This is a genomic window from Streptomyces sp. CB03234 (assembly GCF_001905885.1).
Taxonomy (GTDB): Bacteria; Actinomycetota; Actinomycetes; order Streptomycetales; family Streptomycetaceae; genus Streptomyces.
In genome coordinates this window covers 473,997-491,987 of record NZ_LIYH01000002.1, presented here as the reverse complement: position 1 = coordinate 491,987, position 17,991 = coordinate 473,997, and the positions used below count along the sequence as shown (strand labels likewise).

Below are 17,991 nucleotides of genomic sequence, written 5' to 3'. Positions count from 1 at the left end.
CAAATACCCCTCGTGTACAACCTCCCACGCTCTGCAAGATCGACGGCAGGCGATACGGCCGAAACCGATGGGATTGGGTGGCGGGTTGGTGGACACAGCACGCAGCCGGACGGAATCAGCAGCACCGGAAGGCGCCTACGAGTACCGCAGCCGTCCACTCGTGGAGCCGGACTGGCGGCGCTTGCCCGGGTGGCGCGACGTCACCGCGGCCGAGTGGGCCGACCCCCAGTGGCAGCGCGCGCACTGCGTGAAGGACGCGAAGGGCCTGCGCGTGGTCATGGGCGACTTGCTGGACGAACGTTTCTACGAGGACTGGGAGCAGGACCGGCTGCACCGCGCCACCATGTCGGTGCTGCTGCCGCCCCAGATGATCAACACCATGGCGCCGGAGGCGGCCGCGGCCCGTCCGGGCGAGCTCACCAAGGCGTTCTACGACGACCCGGTACGCCGTTACATGCTGCCGGTCTTCTCCGACCGGCACCCGCAGTGGCCCTCGCATCCGATGGCCAGCCGGGACTCACTGCACGAGCAGGACATGTGGGTGGTGGAGGGGCTGACCCACCGCTACCCCACCAAGGTGCTGGCCGAGCTGCTGTCGACGTGCCCGCAGTACTGCGGGCACTGCACGCGGATGGACCTGGTGGGCAACTCCACGCCCCAGGTCGCCAAGAACAAGCTCCAGCTGAAGCCGGCCGACCGGGCCGACCGCATCCTGGAGCACCTGCGCGCCTCCCCCGGCATCCGGGACGTGGTGGTCTCCGGCGGCGACCTGGCCAACATGCCGTGGCCGCGCCTGGAGCGCTTCATCGGCGGCCTGCTGGAGATCGAGTCGATCCGGGACATCCGGCTGGCGAGCAAGGCACTGGTCGGCCTGCCCCAGCACTGGCGGTCCGGTCCGGTGCTGGAGGGCGTCGCCCGGGTGGCGCGGACGGCCCGGTCCCGCGGGGTGCGCATCGCGCTGCACACCCACGCCAACGCCGCCCAGCAGATCACGCCCGCGGTGGCGGAGGCGGCCTGGGCACTGCTGGGCGCGGGGCTGCACGAGGTGCGCAACCAGGGGGTGCTGATGCGCGGGGTCAACGACAGCGCGCACGACCTGCTGGACCTGTGCTTCGCGCTCAGCGACCACGCGGGGATCACGCCGTACTACTTCTACATGTGCGACATGATCCCCAACGCCGAGCACTGGCGGGTGCCGCTGCATCAGGCCCAGTTGATTCAGCGTCAGATCATGGGCTATCTCCCCGGTTTCGCCACGCCCCGCATCGTGTGCGACGTGCCGATGGCCGGCAAGCGCTGGGTGGAGCAGGCCGACTCCTACGACCGCGAGCTCGGCATATCCCACTGGAGCAAGAGCTACCTCACCCCGCTGGAAGCGGCGGACCCCGTGGCACGCAGCGGCTCGTACCACTACTACGACCCGATCGACACGCTTCCGCTCGCCGGGCAGCGCTGGTGGCGGGACACCCATCCGAGCACCCGTCAGGGGCAGAAGGGACAGTTGAACAACCATGAGCAGCCTGCGTCCGCTGCGTGAGGACCCCCCGGTGCTGGAGGAGTGGTACCGCCGGCACCTGGGCCCCGGCATCCACGACATCAGCTCCAGCGGCGTCCACCCGTACACCTTCGCCGAGATACGCGAACTGTGCCGCATCCCGGCCGAGGACCTGGACGCAGTCGTCATGGACGACAGCGTCTCCCAGGGGGGCGCGGGCATCCGGCAGGCGATCGCCGACCGGTACGCGGACGGGGACGCCGACCGGGTGCTCGTCACCCACGGCTCCAGCGAGGCCATCGCGCTCACGCTGGGCACCATGCTGCGGCCCGGCGACCGGGTCGTCGTCCAGCAGGGCATCTACCACTCGCTGGGCCACTACCCGCGGGCGGCGGGCTGCGAACTCGCCGAGCTGCCGGCCGCGGCCGTGCGCGACGGCGAGATCGACGAGGACGTGCTGGAAGGCCTGGTCACGCCGGGGACCACGGCCGTCATCGTCAACTTCCCGCACAACCCCTCAGGGGCCACGCTCTCGCCCCAGGGTCTGAAGGCGCTCACCGAGCGGACCGCCGCCGTCGGCGCGACCCTGGTGTGGGACGCCGCCACCGGCGAGATCGCGCACCGCTGGGACGTCCTGCCTGACCCCGCCGCCACCCGCGGCGACACGGTGTCCTACGGCACCTTCTCGAAGACCTTCGGCCTGCCGGGGCTGCGGGTCGGCTGGGCCATCGCGCCGCCGGAGCTGATCAGCGCCGCCTTCCCCCTGCGCGACCGGACCACGCTCTTCCTGTCCCCCCTGGTCGAGCTGGTCGCCGAGCGGGCGATGCGCCACGCCGACGTGCTGATCGGCACGCGGGCGGCCGAGGCGCGGCGCAACCTGGTGCACCTCACGGAGTGGATGGCCCGGCACGAGGACCTGGTGCGCTGGACGCCGCCGGAGGGCGGGGTGTGCGCGCTGCCCGTCTTCCGCGAGCTGGAGGAGGCCGCGGCCGGTCCCGCGGCGGTGGAACGGTTCTGCCTGGAGCTGCTCTCCCGCCACCGCACGCTCCTGGTGCCGGGTACGGCCTTCGGCGAGCCGCATGGCGCCCGCCTCGGCTTCGGCGGCCCGGAGGAGGGCTTCCGGGCCGGGCTCGCGGAGCTGTCGGAGTTCCTGCGCACCCGCGGGGACGTCCGGTGACCACCGTGGAGGAACCCGACGTGCTGGACCTGTGGGACCGCCGCGTACGCGAACACCCCGACGCAGCCGCACTGGTGACGCCGCATCAGGTAATGACCTACCGGTCGGTGGACCGGCTGACCGATGCCTGGGCCGGTTCCCTGGCCACGCGGGGCGCGGGCCCCGGGCGGCTGGTGGGCCTCGCGTTCCCCGACCCCGGCCGCACGGTGCTGGGCATGGTCGCGGCGTTGAAGGCCGGGGCCGGGTTCACCGTCCTGGACGACCGGCTGCCCGCCGCCGCGCGGGACTCGCTGGTGCGCCGTACGCAGGCGGCCGTGTGGCTCGGCGACGGCGCCCACGCACCGGCGACGGCGTACGTGCCGGCCGGGCCCGCCGACACCGGCGGCCGGACGGCGGACGCGGGCGGCTCCACGCTCCCGCTCCCGCGGCCGCCGCGGGCGGCGGTCGGCAGCGACGTCGCGTACGTGCTGTTCACCTCCGGGTCCACCGGGCAGCCCAAGGGCACGGTCATCGAGCGCGACTCGCTGCGCCGATTCGCGGTCGCGGTCGCCGAGCGGCTGGAGCTGGCCGCCGAGGACCGCTGGCTCCAGGTCTGCTCGCTGGGCTTCGACGTACTGATCGAGGAGGTCTTCCCGGCGCTCGTCTCCGGCGCGGCCGTGGTGTGCCGGGCCGACACCCAGGCCCTGGACGCGGAGGAGTTGCACACCACGATGGCCCGCACCGGGACCACCGTGGTGGAACTGTCCACGCAGTACTGGCTGGAGTACGCCCGCTGGCTCGACGGGCACGGCCTGACCACCCCGGCGGAACTGCGCCTGGTGGTGGTCGGCGGCGAGCGGATGGACCCGCGGCCCTACCGGGAGTGGCAGGCCCGCCAACCGGCCCGGCTGGCCCACGTGTACGGGCTGACCGAGTGCACCGTCAGCTCCACCATGTACACCGGCCTGCTCCCGGCCGACGCCGAGGAGGTGCCGCTCGGCACGCCGCTGCGGGACGTGGAGGTCAGCGTCCGGCGCGACGGACGGCCGGTGCCGCAGGGCGAGTCCGGCGAGATCCACATCGGCGGACCGCTGCTGGCCCGCGGCTTCCTCGGCGACGAGACCGCCACAGCCCGCCGGTTCGTCCCCGACCCGCTGTCCGCCGCCCCCGGGGCGCGCGTGTACACGACGGGCGACCTGGGCCGGATCGACGCCGACGGGAACCTGATCTTCCTCGGCCGGCTGGACGACCAGGTGAAGGTCCGCGGCCACCGGCTGGAGCCGGCCCGGGTCGAGCGCGCCCTGTGCGAGAACCCTGCCGTGGACCAGGCCGTGGTGTTCCCCGACCCGCGGACCGGAACCGCGCTGTGGGCCTTCACCGTCCCGGCCGACCCGCGGCTCGCCCCGCTGCCCGGCGAGGTGGTCCGCCTGACAGGGGCGGAGAGGGACGCGCTGGTGGCGCCGCTGGCGGCACACCTGCCCGACTGGGCCGTGCCCAGGGTGCTGTACCGGGTGTCGGTCCTGCCGAAGAACCCGCACGGCAAGATCGACAAGCGCCGGCTGAGCGACTGGACGAGCGCGGCGGGGGCCGGCGTTCCGGGGCAGCTCCCGGACACGGCCAACGGTCCGGACAGGGACAGGCCGGAGCCCCGCGACGAGCCGCTGTCCACCGTCGTGGACCTCTTCCGCGAGGTCCTGGACGCGCCGGCGATCGGCCCCGACGACGACTTCTTCGAGCACGGCGGGCAGTCCCTGCTCGCCATGCGCCTGCTCGCGCGGCTGCGCGAGTCCTTCCCCGCGGCGGCCGGGCTGCGGGCGAGCACCCTGCTCCGGTGTCCGACCCCCCGGCTGCTGGCCGGGGCGCTCCCGGTCGCCGAGACCACCCGGTCCTGACCGGCCGCGGCACGACCGCTGTCGCGCACCTCACGGACCATCGCGTCACCCAGCACCACCCGAGGGCCCGCGACCCCGGCTCGGAGCCGCCCGCGGGCAGTAACCATCCCCGACACTCAGCGAGAGTTGGCCATGTCGAACCTCACCGACCAGTCCACACGCAGCTACACCCTCACTCCCGACGAGGCCGCCGCGACCGCGCAGCTCACCCTCGAACTGGCCGCCACCTATCCGTCCTTCGGCGACGCCGTCCTGCTGCGCGACCTGCCACGGCTCGCGGCCCGGCTGCCGCTGGGCGTGCAGCACTTCCTGCGCGACTTCAAGCTGGGCGACCGCCACGGCCACGTGGTCGTCCGCGGGCACGAGTTCGACCAGGAACGTATCGGGCCCACGCCGGAGCACTGGCGCGGCCGCCGCCGGCCCGGCCCGGAGTTCCCCGAGGAACTGCTGCTGATGCTGTACTCGGCGCTGCTGGGCGAGCCCTTCGGCTGGGCCACACAGCAGGACGGCCACCTCGTGCACGACATCTTCCCGATCCGCCAGCACGAGAACGACCAGCTCGGCATGGGCAGCAAGGAGCTGCTGACCTGGCACACCGAGGACGCCTTCCACCCTTACCGCAGCGACTACCTGATCCTGGGCGCGCTACGCAACCCCGACCACGTGCCCACCACGGTCGGCGAGCTGGACCTGTCCTCGCTGTCCGACGAGGACATCGACATCCTCTTCGAACCGCGCTTCTTCATTGCGCCGGACGAGTCGCATCTGCCGAAGAACAACACCATCACCTCCGAGGAGGAGGCCACCCGCTTCGCCACGATCCAGAAGATGATCGACGAGCGGCCGCTCGGCCCGCTGCTGTACGGCTCGCGGCAGGACCCGTACATGCGTCTGGACCCGTACTTCACCTCCGTGCCGGAGGACGACGCCGACGCCCGTCGTGCCTATGACGCGCTGTTCAAGGTGGTGGACGCCGGGATGCGGGAGGTGGTCGCGGACCAGGGCGACGTGCTCATCATCGACAACCACCGGGCCGTGCACGGCCGCCTGCCGTTCCAGGCCCGCTACGACGGCACCGACCGCTGGCTCAAGCGGGTGTGCGTCACCGCCGACCTGCGGCGCTCCCGCCCGATGCGGGCCACGGCCGAGACCCGGCTGCTGGGCTGAGCGCACCGGTGGCACTCACCCTCACCGACCTGTCCCGCGACCCGTGGCTGCTGCCCGAGGTGGACGCCCTGATCGGCGCCAACATGCCCGCGTTCATGAGCTGGGAGTCCCCCGGCAACTGGCGCTGGCACGGGATGTACGAGCGCTACCCCGCCCACCAGTTCTGCCTCGTGGACGGCGACGGCACTCTGGTGGCGGCGGCCAACGGGCTGCCGGTGCGCTGGGACGGCACCGCCTCGTCGCTGCCCTCCGGCAGTGACGAGGTCCTGGTGGAGGCCGTCGACCACGGCCCGCCGGACCACCCGGACGCCGTCTGCATGCTGTCGGTGTCCGTCCATCCCGCGCACCGGGCGGCCGGCCACGCCGAGCGGCTGCTGACCGAGGTCCACGCCAGGGCCGCCGGGCAGAGCCCGCGCGGGGTGATCATCCCGGTCCGGCCCACGCGCAAGCCGCGCTATCCGCTGATCCCGATCGAGGAGTACGCCGCCTGGCGCCGCCCCGACGGCCGCTGCTTCGACCCTTGGCTGCGCACGCACCTGGAGCTCGGCGCCCGGCGGCTGGGAATCGCCCACCGTTCCCTGGTGATCCGTCAGCCGGTTCCCCGCTGGGAGGAGTTCCTCGGGCACCCGCTGCCGGGTCCTGGCGACTACCCGCTGCCCGGCGGCCTGGTGCCGCTGCGAGTCGCCGAGGACGGTCACGGGACGTACGCCGAACCCAACATCTGGGTGCACCACCCGGCCGACGCGCCGTGACCCGCGCCGCGCGGCCCCGCGTCAAAAGTGCCCGCCCCCTCCTGAACCATCCCCTTTCCGACCCCCTGGAGAACCCATGCCTCCCGTACGCCTCGCCATCGTCGGGTGCGGTGCCGCCGCCCGCGGCTGCCACGTGCCCGCCCTGCCACCGCTGAAGGGCGACGTGCAGCTGACCGCACTCGTCGACCGGGACCCGCGCCAGGCGCGGGCCGCGCTCGAGCTCTACCGCGAACTCGGCGGGACCGGTGCCGACGAGGTGGTGATCGCCACCGACCCGGCCGAGGCCGCGGACACCTTCGACGCCGCCGTGGTCGTCGTCCCGCACACCCTGCACGCCCGGACCGTTCAGTCGCTGCTCGCCGCCGGCAAGCACGTGCTGCTGGAGAAGCCGATGACCACCTCGGTCGAGGACGCCCGGCACCTGGTCGACCTCGCCGCCGATGCCTCCGCGCCGGTGCTCGCGATGGCCCATCCGCGGCGGCTCTTCCCCGCGTACGCCTGGGTCAAGCGACTCGTCGAGGGCGGCGATCTGGGCGATGTGGTGCGCGTCGACTGGGCGGAGGGCCACCCGTACGCCTGGGAGCCGGTCTCCTGGTCGATGTTCGACCGGCGGCTCGCGGGCGGCGGGGTGCTCACCGACACCGCCTCCCACGTCTTCGACACGCTGCTGTGGTGGCTGGGCCCCGACGTGGAGGTCGTCCGCTACGAGGACAACTCCCTCGGCGGCGTGGAGACCGACGCGAGCGCCCACCTGCGGTTCGGCACCGTCGACGTGCACTGCGAGTTCAGCCGGCTGCGCGACCTCGGCATCTCCTGCCGGGTGACGGGCACCAAGGCGACCGTGACCATCGGTACGGATTTCCCGGCCGGCGAGTGCACCCTGGTCACCTCGGACGGCGTGGAACTGCACCGGGGCGACGTGGAGGCAGTGGCCCCCGCCCAGGGCGAGTGGGAGCTGCTGTTCACCGAGCAGCTCGCCAACTTCGCCGCGGCCGTGCGCGGCACCGCCGCCGTGCACTCCGGCCCCGAGGACGGTCTGCGCGTCGTCGAACTGATCCAGGAGTGCTACGGCGGCGCCCGCGAGGACGCCGCACAGCCCTGGACGACCCGCGGCGCGGTGCCCGACGCCGACGGCGCAGCGCTCGACGGCCGCACGGTGGCGGTCACCGGCGCGAGCGGCTTCATCGGCGGCCGCGTCGTCGAGCGGCTGGCCCTGGGCACGCGGGCCCAGGTCCGGCCGGTGGTGCGCGGCTTCGGCCGGGCCGCGCGGCTGTCCGTCCTGCCGCAGGACCGGCTGGAGTTCCGCCAGGCCGACCTGCTGGGCACCGACGGTCTGCGGGCCGCCTTCGAGGGGTGCGACACCGTCGTGCACTGTGCCTTCGGCAGCGCCGGTGACGAGGCGGACCGCTGGGCGGCCTCCGTCGAGGGCACCGCCAACGTCCTGGCCGCCGCCCGCGCCGCCGGGGTCCGGCGGGTGGTGCACCTGAGCACCATCGACGTCTACGACCCCGCCGCCACCGGTGAGCTGACCGAGGAGTCGCCGGCCCGCCCGGCCGATCCGGCCGACCGCGAGTACGAGCAGCAGAAGCTCGCCGCGGAGCGGCTTGTCCTCGACGCCCACGGACCCGACCTGGAGACCGTCGTGCTCCAGCCCGGCGTGGTCTATGGGCCGTGGGGCGGCCAGTGGACCACCGCGCAGCTGCGGCGCGCCGAAGGCGACTTCGCCGCGCTCCCGACGGGCGAGGACAGCGGCGTGTGCAACGCCGTGTACGTGGACGACCTGGTGGACGCGGTGCTCCTGGCCGTCGGCGAGGACGCGGCCGCCGGTCAGCGCTTCCTCATCGGCAACGGCGAAGCGCTCGGCTGGGGCCGGTTCTTCGACGCGATCCGCTCCCTGCGGGGCCTGGGTGAGCCAGCCGGGCAGTGCGCCGGCGATCCGGTGCCGGACTGGGAGCTGGAGCTGTACCGCTCGACCGCGCGGGCCCGGTACGACAAGGCCGAGCGCCTGCTCGGCTTCACCGCGCGTACCCCCTTCGCCGAGGGCGTCGAGCTGAGCGGGCAGTGGGCGGCCTGGGCCCGGCAGGTGCCGGAGGTGCGGTCGTGACGGGGGTCACCGATGTGCTGGTCGTCGCGCCGCACCCCGACGACGACGTCATCGGCTGCGGCGGTTCCATCGCCAAACACGTGCGGGACGGCGCCCGGGTGACGGTCGTCATCGTCATCGGGCGCGAGCGCAGCGCCCTGGACGGCGAGGTCGGCGACGCGGAGTTCGCCGCTGAGACGGAGACCGCCGCGAAGACGCTGGGCGTGCACCGCTGCATCCGCTTCGACGAGCCGTCACGGGACTTCACGCTCTCCCGCCGCGTGCACCTGGACCTGGTGCGGGTGATGCGGGAGGTGCGGCCGCAGGTGGTCTACCTGCCCCATGACAACGACGACGACGTCGAGCACCGCATGGTGCACCAGCTGACCACCGAGGCGCTCTGGATGGCGCAGTCGGAGTTCTTCCAGGAGGCGGGCGAGCGGCCGATGCCGGCGCCGCACCTGGTGCTCGGCTACGAGGTGTGGGCGCCGATGGCCCGGTTCCAGTACGCGGAGGACATCGACGGCCAGATCGAGACCAAGGTCGAGGCGATGCGCGCGTACGTGTCGCAGCTGCGCCACGCCGCCTGGGACGAGGGCATCCGGGGGCTGGCCCGCTACCGGGGCGCCGTCTCCGCGGGCTCGGGCCACGCGGAGGTGTTCCAGGTGCTGAGCCTGCACAGCCCGCCCGCGGCCGACGGACCGGCCGCCGCGGCGGGGTCGCCGGGCGAGGGGCCGGGAGGCGGCCGTGACTGAGCGACTCCTGGTGTGCGGGCTCGGTTCGGGGATGGACCACTCGCTGGCCGAACTCCGGTCGCCCCAGCGGGAGCTGGTGGTGGTCACCGACACGCCCACCGACCGGGCGCGGGCGGCGGCGGACGTGCTGCTGGTCTGCGACCCGGCCGACAGCACGGCGGTCCTCGCGGAGCTGTCAGCGGCCGGCGTCGACCGCTTGGACGGCGTGTTCTCGCTCGGTGCCGACAACCCTCCGGTGATCAGCGTGCTGGCCCACCGGTTCGGCTGCCCCGGCCTGCCCCTGGAGACGGCGCTGAACTGCACGCTCAAGGACCGGCGGCTGGCGATCCTGCGCGAGGCGGGCCTGGACCTCCCCCGGTTCGCGACCGCCGAGAGCGTGGCGGAGGCGCTGCGGGCGGTCGCCGAGGTCGGCCTGCCGGCCGTGCTCAAGCCGAGCGACCAGACCGGTTCGCTGGGCGTGATGAAGGTGGAGTCGCCCGAGACCGTACGGGAGACGGCGGCCGAGGCGCTGCGGCTCAGCCCCGTCGGCCGGATCGTCGTCGAGGAGTTCCTGGAGGGGACCGAGCACACGCTGGCCGCCTTCATGGTCGACGGCGAGCTGCACCGGTTCGGTTTCGCCGACCGGGAGTACGGGCGCAAGGAGGAGTTCGCCCCTTACTTCTTCGAGGGCGGCGACACGCTCCCCAGTCGGCTCACCCCCGAGCAGATCGACGAGGTCACCGACACCGTGCGGCGAGGGGCGCGGGCTCTGCGCCTGGACCCGGCGGTGATCAACACCGACATCCTGCGTACCCGTGACGGCCGGGTGGTGCTGTTGGAGATCACCGGCCGGCTCACCGGTGCGCGCATCGCCACCGAGGTGATGCGGCTGGCCACCGGGGTGGACCCGCTGCCCAACGTGGTGCGGCTGGCGCTGGGCCGGCCGCTGGAGCTCTCCGAGCTGCGTGCGACACGGGACAGGGCGGCGGTACAGCGGTTCCTGCCGGCGGACGGCGGGGTGGTGGAGTGGGTCGGCGACCCGCGCGATGTCGCCCGCCGGGTGGGGGTGCACGACGTCTTCTGGGGCATCGAGCTGGAGCCCGGCACCGTGGTGCCGCCCTACCGCGGCGGGGCCGACGTCCTGGCGGGGGTGATCGCGTACGCCGACGAGCCGGCCGAGGCGGAGGCGATCGCCGAGCGCACGCTGCGCGCGCTGCCCCTGCGGTTCAAGGCTCCGGCGCGATGACCACGACACCGGCGACGACCGTGCGCGGACCGCTGCGCACCGACACGGACACCCGCGTGCACACGGGCACGCACACCGACGAGACGAGGGAGAACGGGATGGCCCCCGACCCAGTGGGCGAGGCCGCGGTCGAAGAGGGGATCGCCCGCACCGCCGTGATCATCGCCCTGCGCGACGACCTGCGGATCGCCGACTGCATCGCGTCGATCGACGAGGACGTCGAGATCGTGCTGGCGCTCAACGGCCCCAGCGACGCGGTGCTGAAGCTGATCGCCGAGCACCCGCGGCCGCTGACGGTCACCGAGATCGACGACGTCGGCAACCTGGGCGCGGCCTACAACGCGGGCGCCGCCGCCACCGACCGGCAGTACCTGCTGCTCATGGACTCCGACTGCACCTTCGCCCCGGGTGTGGTGCGGGCCATGGTCCGCACGGTGCTGACCGCCCCGGTGGTCAAGGGGCAGGTGGTGTACGGCGAGTCGGACGGGCTGCTCAGCAAACTGACCGCCCGGGTCCGCGAGTTCGACGAGGGTGACTACGTCAGTGCCCTGTCCCCGCCGCTCATCTACAACCGGGCGATCGTCGACCATATCGGCGGCTACCACTTCGACGAGCTCATCCACTGGTGCGAGGACCGGGAGTTCGACTTCCGGCTCCAGTTGGCCGGCATCCCGGTGGTGTACCTGCCCGAGGCCCGGATCTTCCACGACGCCCAGCACGGCTTCGCGAACATGCGCAGCTACTTCCGCTACGGCGTCGGCGAGGGCATCGCCCAGGAGACGGGAGTGTTCACCACGCCGACCGTGCCGGTGCTGTGGCGGCTGTACGAGGCGAGCAGGACGCTGGTGCACTGCGCCCGCGACAAGGGCGCGGGGGCCGCGGCGTACTACGCGCTGCTGAAGGTCGCCTTCCACGCGGGGACCGTGCACCACCTGCTGAACGACCCGTACCGGGTCCGGGACCGCTACCCGGCCTCGGCCAAGCGGGCGCGAATGGTGCGGTCGATCCCGCAGCACAGCACCCGCCTGACCAAGGCACAGCTGCGGCGGCTACGGCGGGCGCACTGGGAGGCCGGCCGGCGGATCGAGAAGGTGACCGACCTGTCGGTCTTCCATCAGGACGCCGCCGGCCCGGCCGTCGCGTCAGCCGCCGGCGAGAAGCGGCAGCAGCAGGCGTGAGGGATGGTCACCGCCGTGGTGGACGGTGTGGCGCGCGACCACCCGGGGATGGACGTCGAAGCGCGGTGCGTTGCTGGCCGCGACCTCCAGGCGGACCCGGTGCCCGGTGCGGAACACATGGCCGATCGCGCCGAGGCGGACGGTGACCTCGACCGGCCGGCCGGGGCCGGGCGGGTCGCCCGCCCCCGGCGCCGTGGCCGGCTCCAGCCGGTGGATGCCGTCACACAGCAACTCCGCCCGGCCGTTAGGCCAGACGTCGACGAGCTTGCCCGTCACGTCGGCGCCCGCCGCGTCGGGAGTGACGTAGACCGTCAGGACGGTGTCACCGACCACGGTCAGCGGGGCGGTGAGCGGTGCGCCGGTGAAGCACAGGACGTCGCCGCGCTGCTCCACCTCGCGCTGGTCCAGCGGGCCGCAGTCGCCGCCGGTGAACTGGCCGGGCAGGGCGGTGGCGCCACCGGTGGTGGGCACGGGGTCGGCCGGGTCGTGGCGTATCGCGTCGCTGCCGGCCGCCCGCGGTGTGGGTCCGGGCGTGAGCCGCCGGCCGTCCAGGTGGAGCACGTACTCCTCCGTGCCGGGCGCCGGCCAGTCGGCGAAGGAGCGCCACTCGTCGGCACCGGTGAGGAAGAGCCGTACCGGCTCGGGGGCCGCCGCACCGGTCCGCCGCCCGCGCAGGTGACGGTCGAAGTGGTCCAGGTGCAGGCCGGTGACGTCGAGCTCCCGCTCATCGGCGGCGAGCCCGTAACGGCGCTGCGGGAAAATGCCTCCGGTGACGCAGTGGGACCAGGGGCCGACCACCAGACGCGTCTCCACGCCCTGTTCCCTGATTCCCCGGTAATTCTCCAGGGCACCGGCCAGGAATATGTCGTACCAGCCCGTCAGATTCAAAACCGGAACATTTATCGACGCATACGCCTCGCGCGGTGCGGCACGCTTCCAGTACGGGTGGCCGGAGGGGTGCTCGAGCCATTGCCGGTAATAGGGCGCAAGCCGGTCCAGGAGGTCCCCGGCGGCGTCCGGATCCGCGTACAGCGCGTCGATCCGGTCGACCGCGCCGGCCACCTCGGCCAGCTCCGGCCCGGCCAGCCCGGCCCCGCTGAGCAGCAGGTCGTACAGCACCCAGTAGAGGAGGAAGCCCAGCTGGAAGGCGCCGCCCTGGCGGGTCCAGCCCTCGTCGAACCCCGAACCCGCCACGTGCGGCGCGACGGCGCCCAGACCGGGCGGCCGCTCGCTCGCCGCGAGCAGCGCGGCCATGCCCTCGTACGACCGGCCGAACAGACCGGCCGAGCCGTCGCACCACGGCTGCCGCACCGCCCAGGCGACGGTGTCCGCGCCGTCCGCGGCCTCGTTCCAGTAGGGCTCGAAGGCGCCGCCGGAGGCGAACCGGCCGCGGACGTCCTGCACCAGCAGGGCGTATCCGGAGCGGACCAGCCGCAGGCCGTCGACGGAGGCCCCGCCGGGGCTTCCCGCCTTCCCGTAGGGCGTCCGCCGGATGAGCACCGGCACCGCCCCGGCCGTCTCCGGGCGGTAGAGGTCGGCGCTCAATAACACGCCGTCCCGCATGGGTATTTTCACATCGTGTTCCACAACAATACGCACCCGCCAATATTCCAACACCTCACGGGAATTCACAATGAAGTCCTCCGAAACCTCGTTTCTGGAACCGTTTTTCGACACGGCGCGCAACGATCCGGGGCGGCCGGCCGTGGTCGACAACGGTCTCGTCCTCACCTATGGCGCCTTCGCCTCCTGGGTGCTGTCGGTGGCCGCCGCCGTGGAGCCGCGCACGGCGGAGCCCCAGCCGCCCGTGGGTGTCGTGGTGCACCACTCCGCCCGTGACGTGGCGGCGATCCTCGGCGTGCTCGCGGCGGGACGGGCGTACGTGCCGTTGGAGGCCCACCACCCCGAGGCCCGGCTGGAGGAGATCCTCCGGCGGGTGGGCTGCCGGGAGGCGGTGACGACCGCGGAAACCGGCTGGCAGCCGGCCGTCGAGAAGGTGATCACGCCACGCTGGGCACCCGCCCCCGCGGCGTCCGCGGCGTCCGTCGCGCCGCCGTGGCCGGGCCCGCCGCCGGAGGAACCGGCGTACGTGCTGTTCACCTCCGGCTCCACCGGCGAGCCGAAGGGCGTGGTGGTCCCCCACCGCGCCCCGGCGGCCGTGGTGCCGCCGCTGCGCGGCCTGTACGGCGTCGGCGAGGGCGAGTTCGTGCTGCACTTCCACGGTGCGGGCGGTGACACGAGCCTGGAGGAGATCCTCCCGACCCTGACGGGGGGCGCCACCCTGGTCATCGACGACGGGGCGCGGGAGGACTTCGCGCGGGTGGCGGAGGAGCAGCAGATCTCGGTCGCGGTGCTGCCCACCGGGTTCTGGGACGGTCTGACGGGTGATCTGCTGCACCACGGCGCCCGGCTGCCCACGTCCCTGCGCACCGTGGTGATCGGCGGGGAGGCGGTGCGCGCCGACATGCTGGAGCGCTGGCGCCGGCTCGGCGGCGCCGAGGACGTCCGGCTGCTCAATACCTACGGCTCCACGGAGACCGCCCTGGTCACGCACGCGGTTCAGCTCGCCGGGCCGGGCGCCCCCACGCTGCCGGAGACCGGCGGGGACCTGCCCATCGGGCTCCCCCTGCCGCATGTGGGCCAGCGGATCGACGACATGGGTGAGTTGTACGTCTCCGGGCCCGGCCTGGCCCTCGGCTACCACGACGACCCCGAGGCGACGGCGGCCCGGTTCACCGAACACGCCGGAGTCCGCTCGTACCGCACGGGGGACCTGGTCGGCGAGGCGGCCGGCGGTGTCCTGGTGTTCCGGGGGCGCTGCGACCACCAGGTCAAGATCCGCGGTTTCCGGGTGGACCTGCTCGACGTCGAGGCGCTGATCGGACGGTGCGAGGGGGTGTCATCGGTCGCGGCCGCCGCAGTGGAACGGGCCGGGCACTCCTCTCTGGCCGCCTTCTTCGTGCCGCTGCCGGCCGTTGAGCCGGGCGCGGTCGCCGCGGGCATCCGCGACCGGCTGACGCGGACGGCACCCCCGCACCTGGTGCCGAGCATGATCGTCCCGGTGGACGCGCTGGAGCGGACCCACACCGGCAAGGTGGACCGGAACGCGACCCGCGACCGCCACCTGGGCGCCGTGGAGGCCGCCCGATGAGCGCCGCCGCCATGCCCCCGGGGGCGGAGGCCGCCGAACTGGCCGCGTACGCCTCGCGCAGGCTCGGCGTGGCGCTCGTACCGGAGTCCGCGCGCGGCGACGACAGCGGCTGGGACTTCCGCGTCACCCACATCCGCGCCGCGGACGGCACGCACTGGATACTGCGGCAGCCGCGGCGGCCGGAGGTCTCCGGCCAACTGGCCGTCGAGGGCGCCGTGCTGGGCGCCGTACGCGACCGGGTCCCGGTGCCGGTGCCCGACTGGCGGCTGCACACCCCGGACCTGGTCGCCTACCCGCGCCTGTCCGGCGAGGCGGCGGGGAGCGAGGACCCGGTCACCCTCACCTACGGCTGGTCGATGGACCCGCTGGCCCGCCCGGAGTGCTACCTGGAGCCGCTCGCCCGCTGCCTGGTCGCCGTGCATTCCACGCCGCTGGACGGCACCTGGGAGCTGCCGGGACGGCACGGGGCCGACCCCCGGGCCGTGCGCTCCGGCATCGCGGACAAGCTGGCGCGCGCACGCGCCGAACTGGAGCTGCCCGCCGCCGGGGTCAGGCGCTGGCAGGAGTGGCTGGACGACGACCGCCTGTGGCCCGACCGCCTGGTGCTCGTCCACGGGGACGTGCACCCGGGTCACACCCTGGTGGAGCGCCGCCCATCCGGCCCCCCGACGCTGTCGGGGCTGCTGGACTGGGCGAACGCCGGTATCGGCGATCCAGCGGTGGACTTCGTCGACATGCTCTACGCCGGCGGCCCGGGGGTCCTCGACCGCCTCCTGGACGCCTACCGGGCGGCGGGTGGCAAGGTGCCCGACGGCATGCGGTCGCACATCCTGGCCCGCGCGTCCTTCCTGTGGGTCCATGTGGCCCTGCGCGGGCTGGACACCGGCCGCCCGGCGTGGACGGAGATCGCGCTACGGAGGATGGGCCGGTGAGCGGCGGGACGGCGTACACGGTCCACGGCTCCGGGCGGCCGGTGGTCCTGGTCGCCGGCGCGGGAGGCACCGGCCGGATCTGGGAGCACCACCAGGTGCCCGCGCTCACCGCGGCGGGCCACCAGGTGATCACCTTCGACCACGGCACCGCCGGCTCCCGCCCCGGCCACGTGGCCGCTGCGGTACGGCAACTCCTCACCGAGCTGCGGCTGCCGCCCTGCCCGCTGGTCGGCCACTCCCTGGGGGCCCTGGCGATCCAGGAGCTGCTCCTCACCGATCCGCACCTGGCGAGCGGCGCGGTGCTGGCCGCGACGCGGGGACGGCCCGACGCGGTCGGCGACGCGCTGGCCCGCGCCGAGGCCGCGTACGCCGAAGCCGGCAGCCGACTGCCGCCGGAGTACGAGGCGTTCGTACGGATGGTGCAGAACCTCTCCCCCAGGACCCTGGCGGACGAGAACGCGGTCGCGCAATGGCTGGACCTGTTCGAGATCGCCGCGCTCAGCGGTACCTCCGCCGCCGTGCACCGCCCGCGCCCGCCTGCCGCCGACCGGCTGGCCGCGTACGCGCGGATCACCACGCCCCTGCTGGTGGTGGGCTTCGCCGACGACATGCTGGCTCCCGCCCACCTGAGCCGTGAGGTGGCCGCGGCGATCCCAGGCGCCCGCTACACGCAGCTGGCGGACACCGGCCACCTCGGTTTCCTGGAACGGCCCGACGCCTTCAACAGCGTCCTGCTGGACTTCCTCGCCACCCTCCCCACCCTCCCCACGACCGACCCCGGAGCATCCCGTGTCCACTGAGTCCCTCACTGAAGCCCCCGCCTCGGTCGAGGTGGTGTACGTCGGCCACGAGCAGCCCGAGTCCTGGGACGCGGCCGTGTACCTGTGCGGACCCACGCCCACCGACCCCGAGGAGCCGTCCTGGCGCCCGTCCGCGGTCGAGGCCCTACGCGCCGCCTGGGACGGCGCGGGGCGACTCGCGGTCTTCCTGCCGGAGCCCGCCGCGGGCGGATCCTACCCGCCTTACGCGGACCAGATCGCCTGGGAGGAGGAGGCGATGGGCCGCTCGGACGTGGTCCTGTTCTGGATCCCCCGGGAGATGAACCGGCTCCCCGGGCTGGTCTCCAACATCAAGTGGGGGATGTGGTACGACTCGGGCCGGGCGGTGCTCGGTGCTCCGCCGGAGGCCGAGCGCATGGCGTACCTCCTGCACTTCGCCGAGGCGTTCGGGGTGCCGGTGGAACGCACCCTTCCGAGGGCGGCGGGAGCGGCCCTGCGCGCGGTGGGCCGCGGCTCCCGCCGCACCGGCGGCGAGCGGGCCGTCCCACTCGTGGTGTGGCGGTCCGAGCACTTCCAGAGGTGGTACGCCACCCGCCGGTCCGCGGGTTGCCGGCTGCTTGACGCGCGCCTGGAGTGGTACGAGCGGGCCGCGGTCCCGGACGGGCACCCGGCCTGGCTGCTGACCGTCATGGTCGCGCCGGGCGACGGGGCCGTCCCGTCCGTGCACCGCCTGCTGTCCGTTCAGGGGCAGGGCATGCTCATGTAGAGCGCTTGCTCGCCCTCCGAGGGGGTGCCGTGGTAAAGGCTGGTGTCCAGCCCGCAGAAGGCGAAGCCCATCCGCCGGTACGCGTGGATCGCCGGCGCGTTGATGTTGGTGACCTCCAGCCAGAGGTGCCCGGCACCCCGCTCGCGGGCGAACTCCACCGCGAGCCCCATCAGCGCGCGGCCGACCCCTCGGCCCCGGTGCTCCGGGTCGATCTCGATGTCATCGATGGTCAGCCGGCGGTTCCAGCCGGAGTACGAGACGGCGATGAACCCGGCCAGGTCGCCGGCGGCCCCGTGGGCGACGAAGGTACGCGAGTCGGTGCCGTCCCCGTCGTCCCCGTCGTCCCCCTCGTCCCCGTCGTCCCCGTCGTACTCGTCCTCGGGGAACACCTTGGTCAGGGGCAGGGCCACCGCGATCTCCCGCAGGGCGAACCCGTCGTCGGTGACGGTCACCTGGAAGACCGTGTCGGTGGTGAAGGAGCCGTCCAGGGCCTTGATGGCCTGGGCGTCCTCGGGGACGGCGCTGCGGTACCGGTAAGCGGTGCTGTCAACAGTGGTCACGGCACGACGCTAAGACCGCTCGGAACACGACAGGACGGCTTCCGGCCGACCACGCCCGTGAGACAGGGCGGTGCTGCACCCGGCCGAGGCGGGTGAACAG

The 17,991-nt window shown here is 73.6% G+C and carries 15 protein-coding genes; 13 read left to right on the top strand and 2 right to left on the bottom strand.

What is annotated here, in order from left to right; all coding sequences use genetic code 11:
* The first annotated feature begins 88 nt into the window (after nt 1–88).
* The 9 genes from AMK26_RS09085 (at nt 89) to AMK26_RS09045 (ending at nt 11,703) form a co-directional block, all read left to right on the top strand.
* On the top strand, nt 89–1,537 hold the full coding sequence (locus AMK26_RS09085) for a KamA family radical SAM protein (protein WP_073753955.1): 1,449 nt from the start codon (nt 89–91) through the stop codon (nt 1,535–1,537).
* Complete coding sequence (gene vioD, locus AMK26_RS09080; protein ID WP_241837842.1) at nt 1,512–2,672, top strand: capreomycidine synthase; 1,161 nt, start codon at nt 1,512–1,514, stop codon at nt 2,670–2,672. The genes AMK26_RS09085 and vioD overlap by 26 nt, the downstream gene beginning before the upstream one ends.
* Nucleotides 2,669–4,543, top strand: a complete 1,875-nt coding sequence (locus tag AMK26_RS09075; protein WP_073753953.1) for an amino acid adenylation domain-containing protein — start codon at nt 2,669–2,671, stop codon at nt 4,541–4,543. Before vioD ends, AMK26_RS09075 begins: the two co-directional genes overlap by 4 nt.
* A gap of 132 nt (nt 4,544–4,675) precedes the next feature.
* On the top strand, nt 4,676–5,710 hold the full coding sequence (gene vioC, locus AMK26_RS09070; RefSeq protein WP_073753951.1) for an arginine beta-hydroxylase, Fe(II)/alpha-ketoglutarate-dependent: 1,035 nt from the start codon (nt 4,676–4,678) through the stop codon (nt 5,708–5,710).
* Between the two features lie 8 nt (nt 5,711–5,718).
* Nucleotides 5,719–6,462 (top strand): hypothetical protein, encoded by a 744-nt coding sequence (locus tag AMK26_RS09065; RefSeq protein ID WP_073753949.1) that lies wholly within the window; start codon nt 5,719–5,721, stop codon nt 6,460–6,462.
* A gap of 76 nt (nt 6,463–6,538) precedes the next feature.
* The gene (locus AMK26_RS09060; RefSeq protein ID WP_073753947.1) at nt 6,539–8,566 is read left to right on the top strand and encodes an NAD-dependent epimerase/dehydratase family protein; all 2,028 of its coding nucleotides are present in this window, start codon (nt 6,539–6,541) and stop codon (nt 8,564–8,566) included.
* The gene (locus tag AMK26_RS09055) at nt 8,563–9,300 is read left to right on the top strand and encodes a PIG-L deacetylase family protein (protein WP_073754737.1); all 738 of its coding nucleotides are present in this window, start codon (nt 8,563–8,565) and stop codon (nt 9,298–9,300) included. The genes AMK26_RS09060 and AMK26_RS09055 overlap by 4 nt, the downstream gene beginning before the upstream one ends.
* Nucleotides 9,293–10,525: an ATP-grasp domain-containing protein gene (locus AMK26_RS09050; RefSeq protein WP_073753945.1), complete on the top strand. Its 1,233-nt coding sequence runs from the start codon at nt 9,293–9,295 to the stop codon at nt 10,523–10,525. Before AMK26_RS09055 ends, AMK26_RS09050 begins: the two co-directional genes overlap by 8 nt.
* The gene (locus AMK26_RS09045) at nt 10,522–11,703 is read left to right on the top strand and encodes a glycosyltransferase (RefSeq protein ID WP_241837841.1); all 1,182 of its coding nucleotides are present in this window, start codon (nt 10,522–10,524) and stop codon (nt 11,701–11,703) included. Before AMK26_RS09050 ends, AMK26_RS09045 begins: the two co-directional genes overlap by 4 nt.
* On the opposite strand, the gene AMK26_RS09040 is transcribed toward AMK26_RS09045, so the two are convergent.
* Nucleotides 11,668–13,278, bottom strand: a complete 1,611-nt coding sequence (locus tag AMK26_RS09040) for a CocE/NonD family hydrolase (protein WP_241837840.1) — start codon at nt 13,276–13,278, stop codon at nt 11,668–11,670. The genes AMK26_RS09045 and AMK26_RS09040 overlap by 36 nt on opposite strands.
* 58 nt (nt 13,279–13,336) lie before the next feature.
* Here AMK26_RS09040 and AMK26_RS09035 point away from each other — a divergent pair, with 58 nt between their 5' ends.
* The 4 genes from AMK26_RS09035 to AMK26_RS09020 are packed head-to-tail and all read left to right on the top strand — an operon-like array spanning nt 13,337 to nt 17,331.
* A complete protein-coding gene (locus AMK26_RS09035) occupies nt 13,337–14,854 on the top strand; it encodes an amino acid adenylation domain-containing protein (RefSeq protein ID WP_073753941.1) in 1,518 nt (505 codons plus the stop codon).
* A complete protein-coding gene (locus AMK26_RS09030; RefSeq protein WP_079277510.1) occupies nt 14,851–15,786 on the top strand; it encodes a macrolide 2'-phosphotransferase in 936 nt (311 codons plus the stop codon). Before AMK26_RS09035 ends, AMK26_RS09030 begins: the two co-directional genes overlap by 4 nt.
* Nucleotides 15,783–16,586, top strand: a complete 804-nt coding sequence (locus AMK26_RS09025) for an alpha/beta fold hydrolase (RefSeq protein WP_073753939.1) — start codon at nt 15,783–15,785, stop codon at nt 16,584–16,586. The genes AMK26_RS09030 and AMK26_RS09025 overlap by 4 nt, the downstream gene beginning before the upstream one ends.
* Nucleotides 16,576–17,331 (top strand): nucleoside 2-deoxyribosyltransferase domain-containing protein, encoded by a 756-nt coding sequence (locus tag AMK26_RS09020; RefSeq protein ID WP_073753937.1) that lies wholly within the window; start codon nt 16,576–16,578, stop codon nt 17,329–17,331. Before AMK26_RS09025 ends, AMK26_RS09020 begins: the two co-directional genes overlap by 11 nt.
* Here the strand turns inward: AMK26_RS09020 and AMK26_RS09015 are convergent.
* Nucleotides 17,307–17,891 (bottom strand): GNAT family N-acetyltransferase, encoded by a 585-nt coding sequence (locus AMK26_RS09015; RefSeq protein ID WP_073753935.1) that lies wholly within the window; start codon nt 17,889–17,891, stop codon nt 17,307–17,309. The two genes, AMK26_RS09020 and AMK26_RS09015, sit on opposite strands and share 25 nt — an antisense overlap.
* Nucleotides 17,892–17,991: the final 100 nt, after the last annotated feature.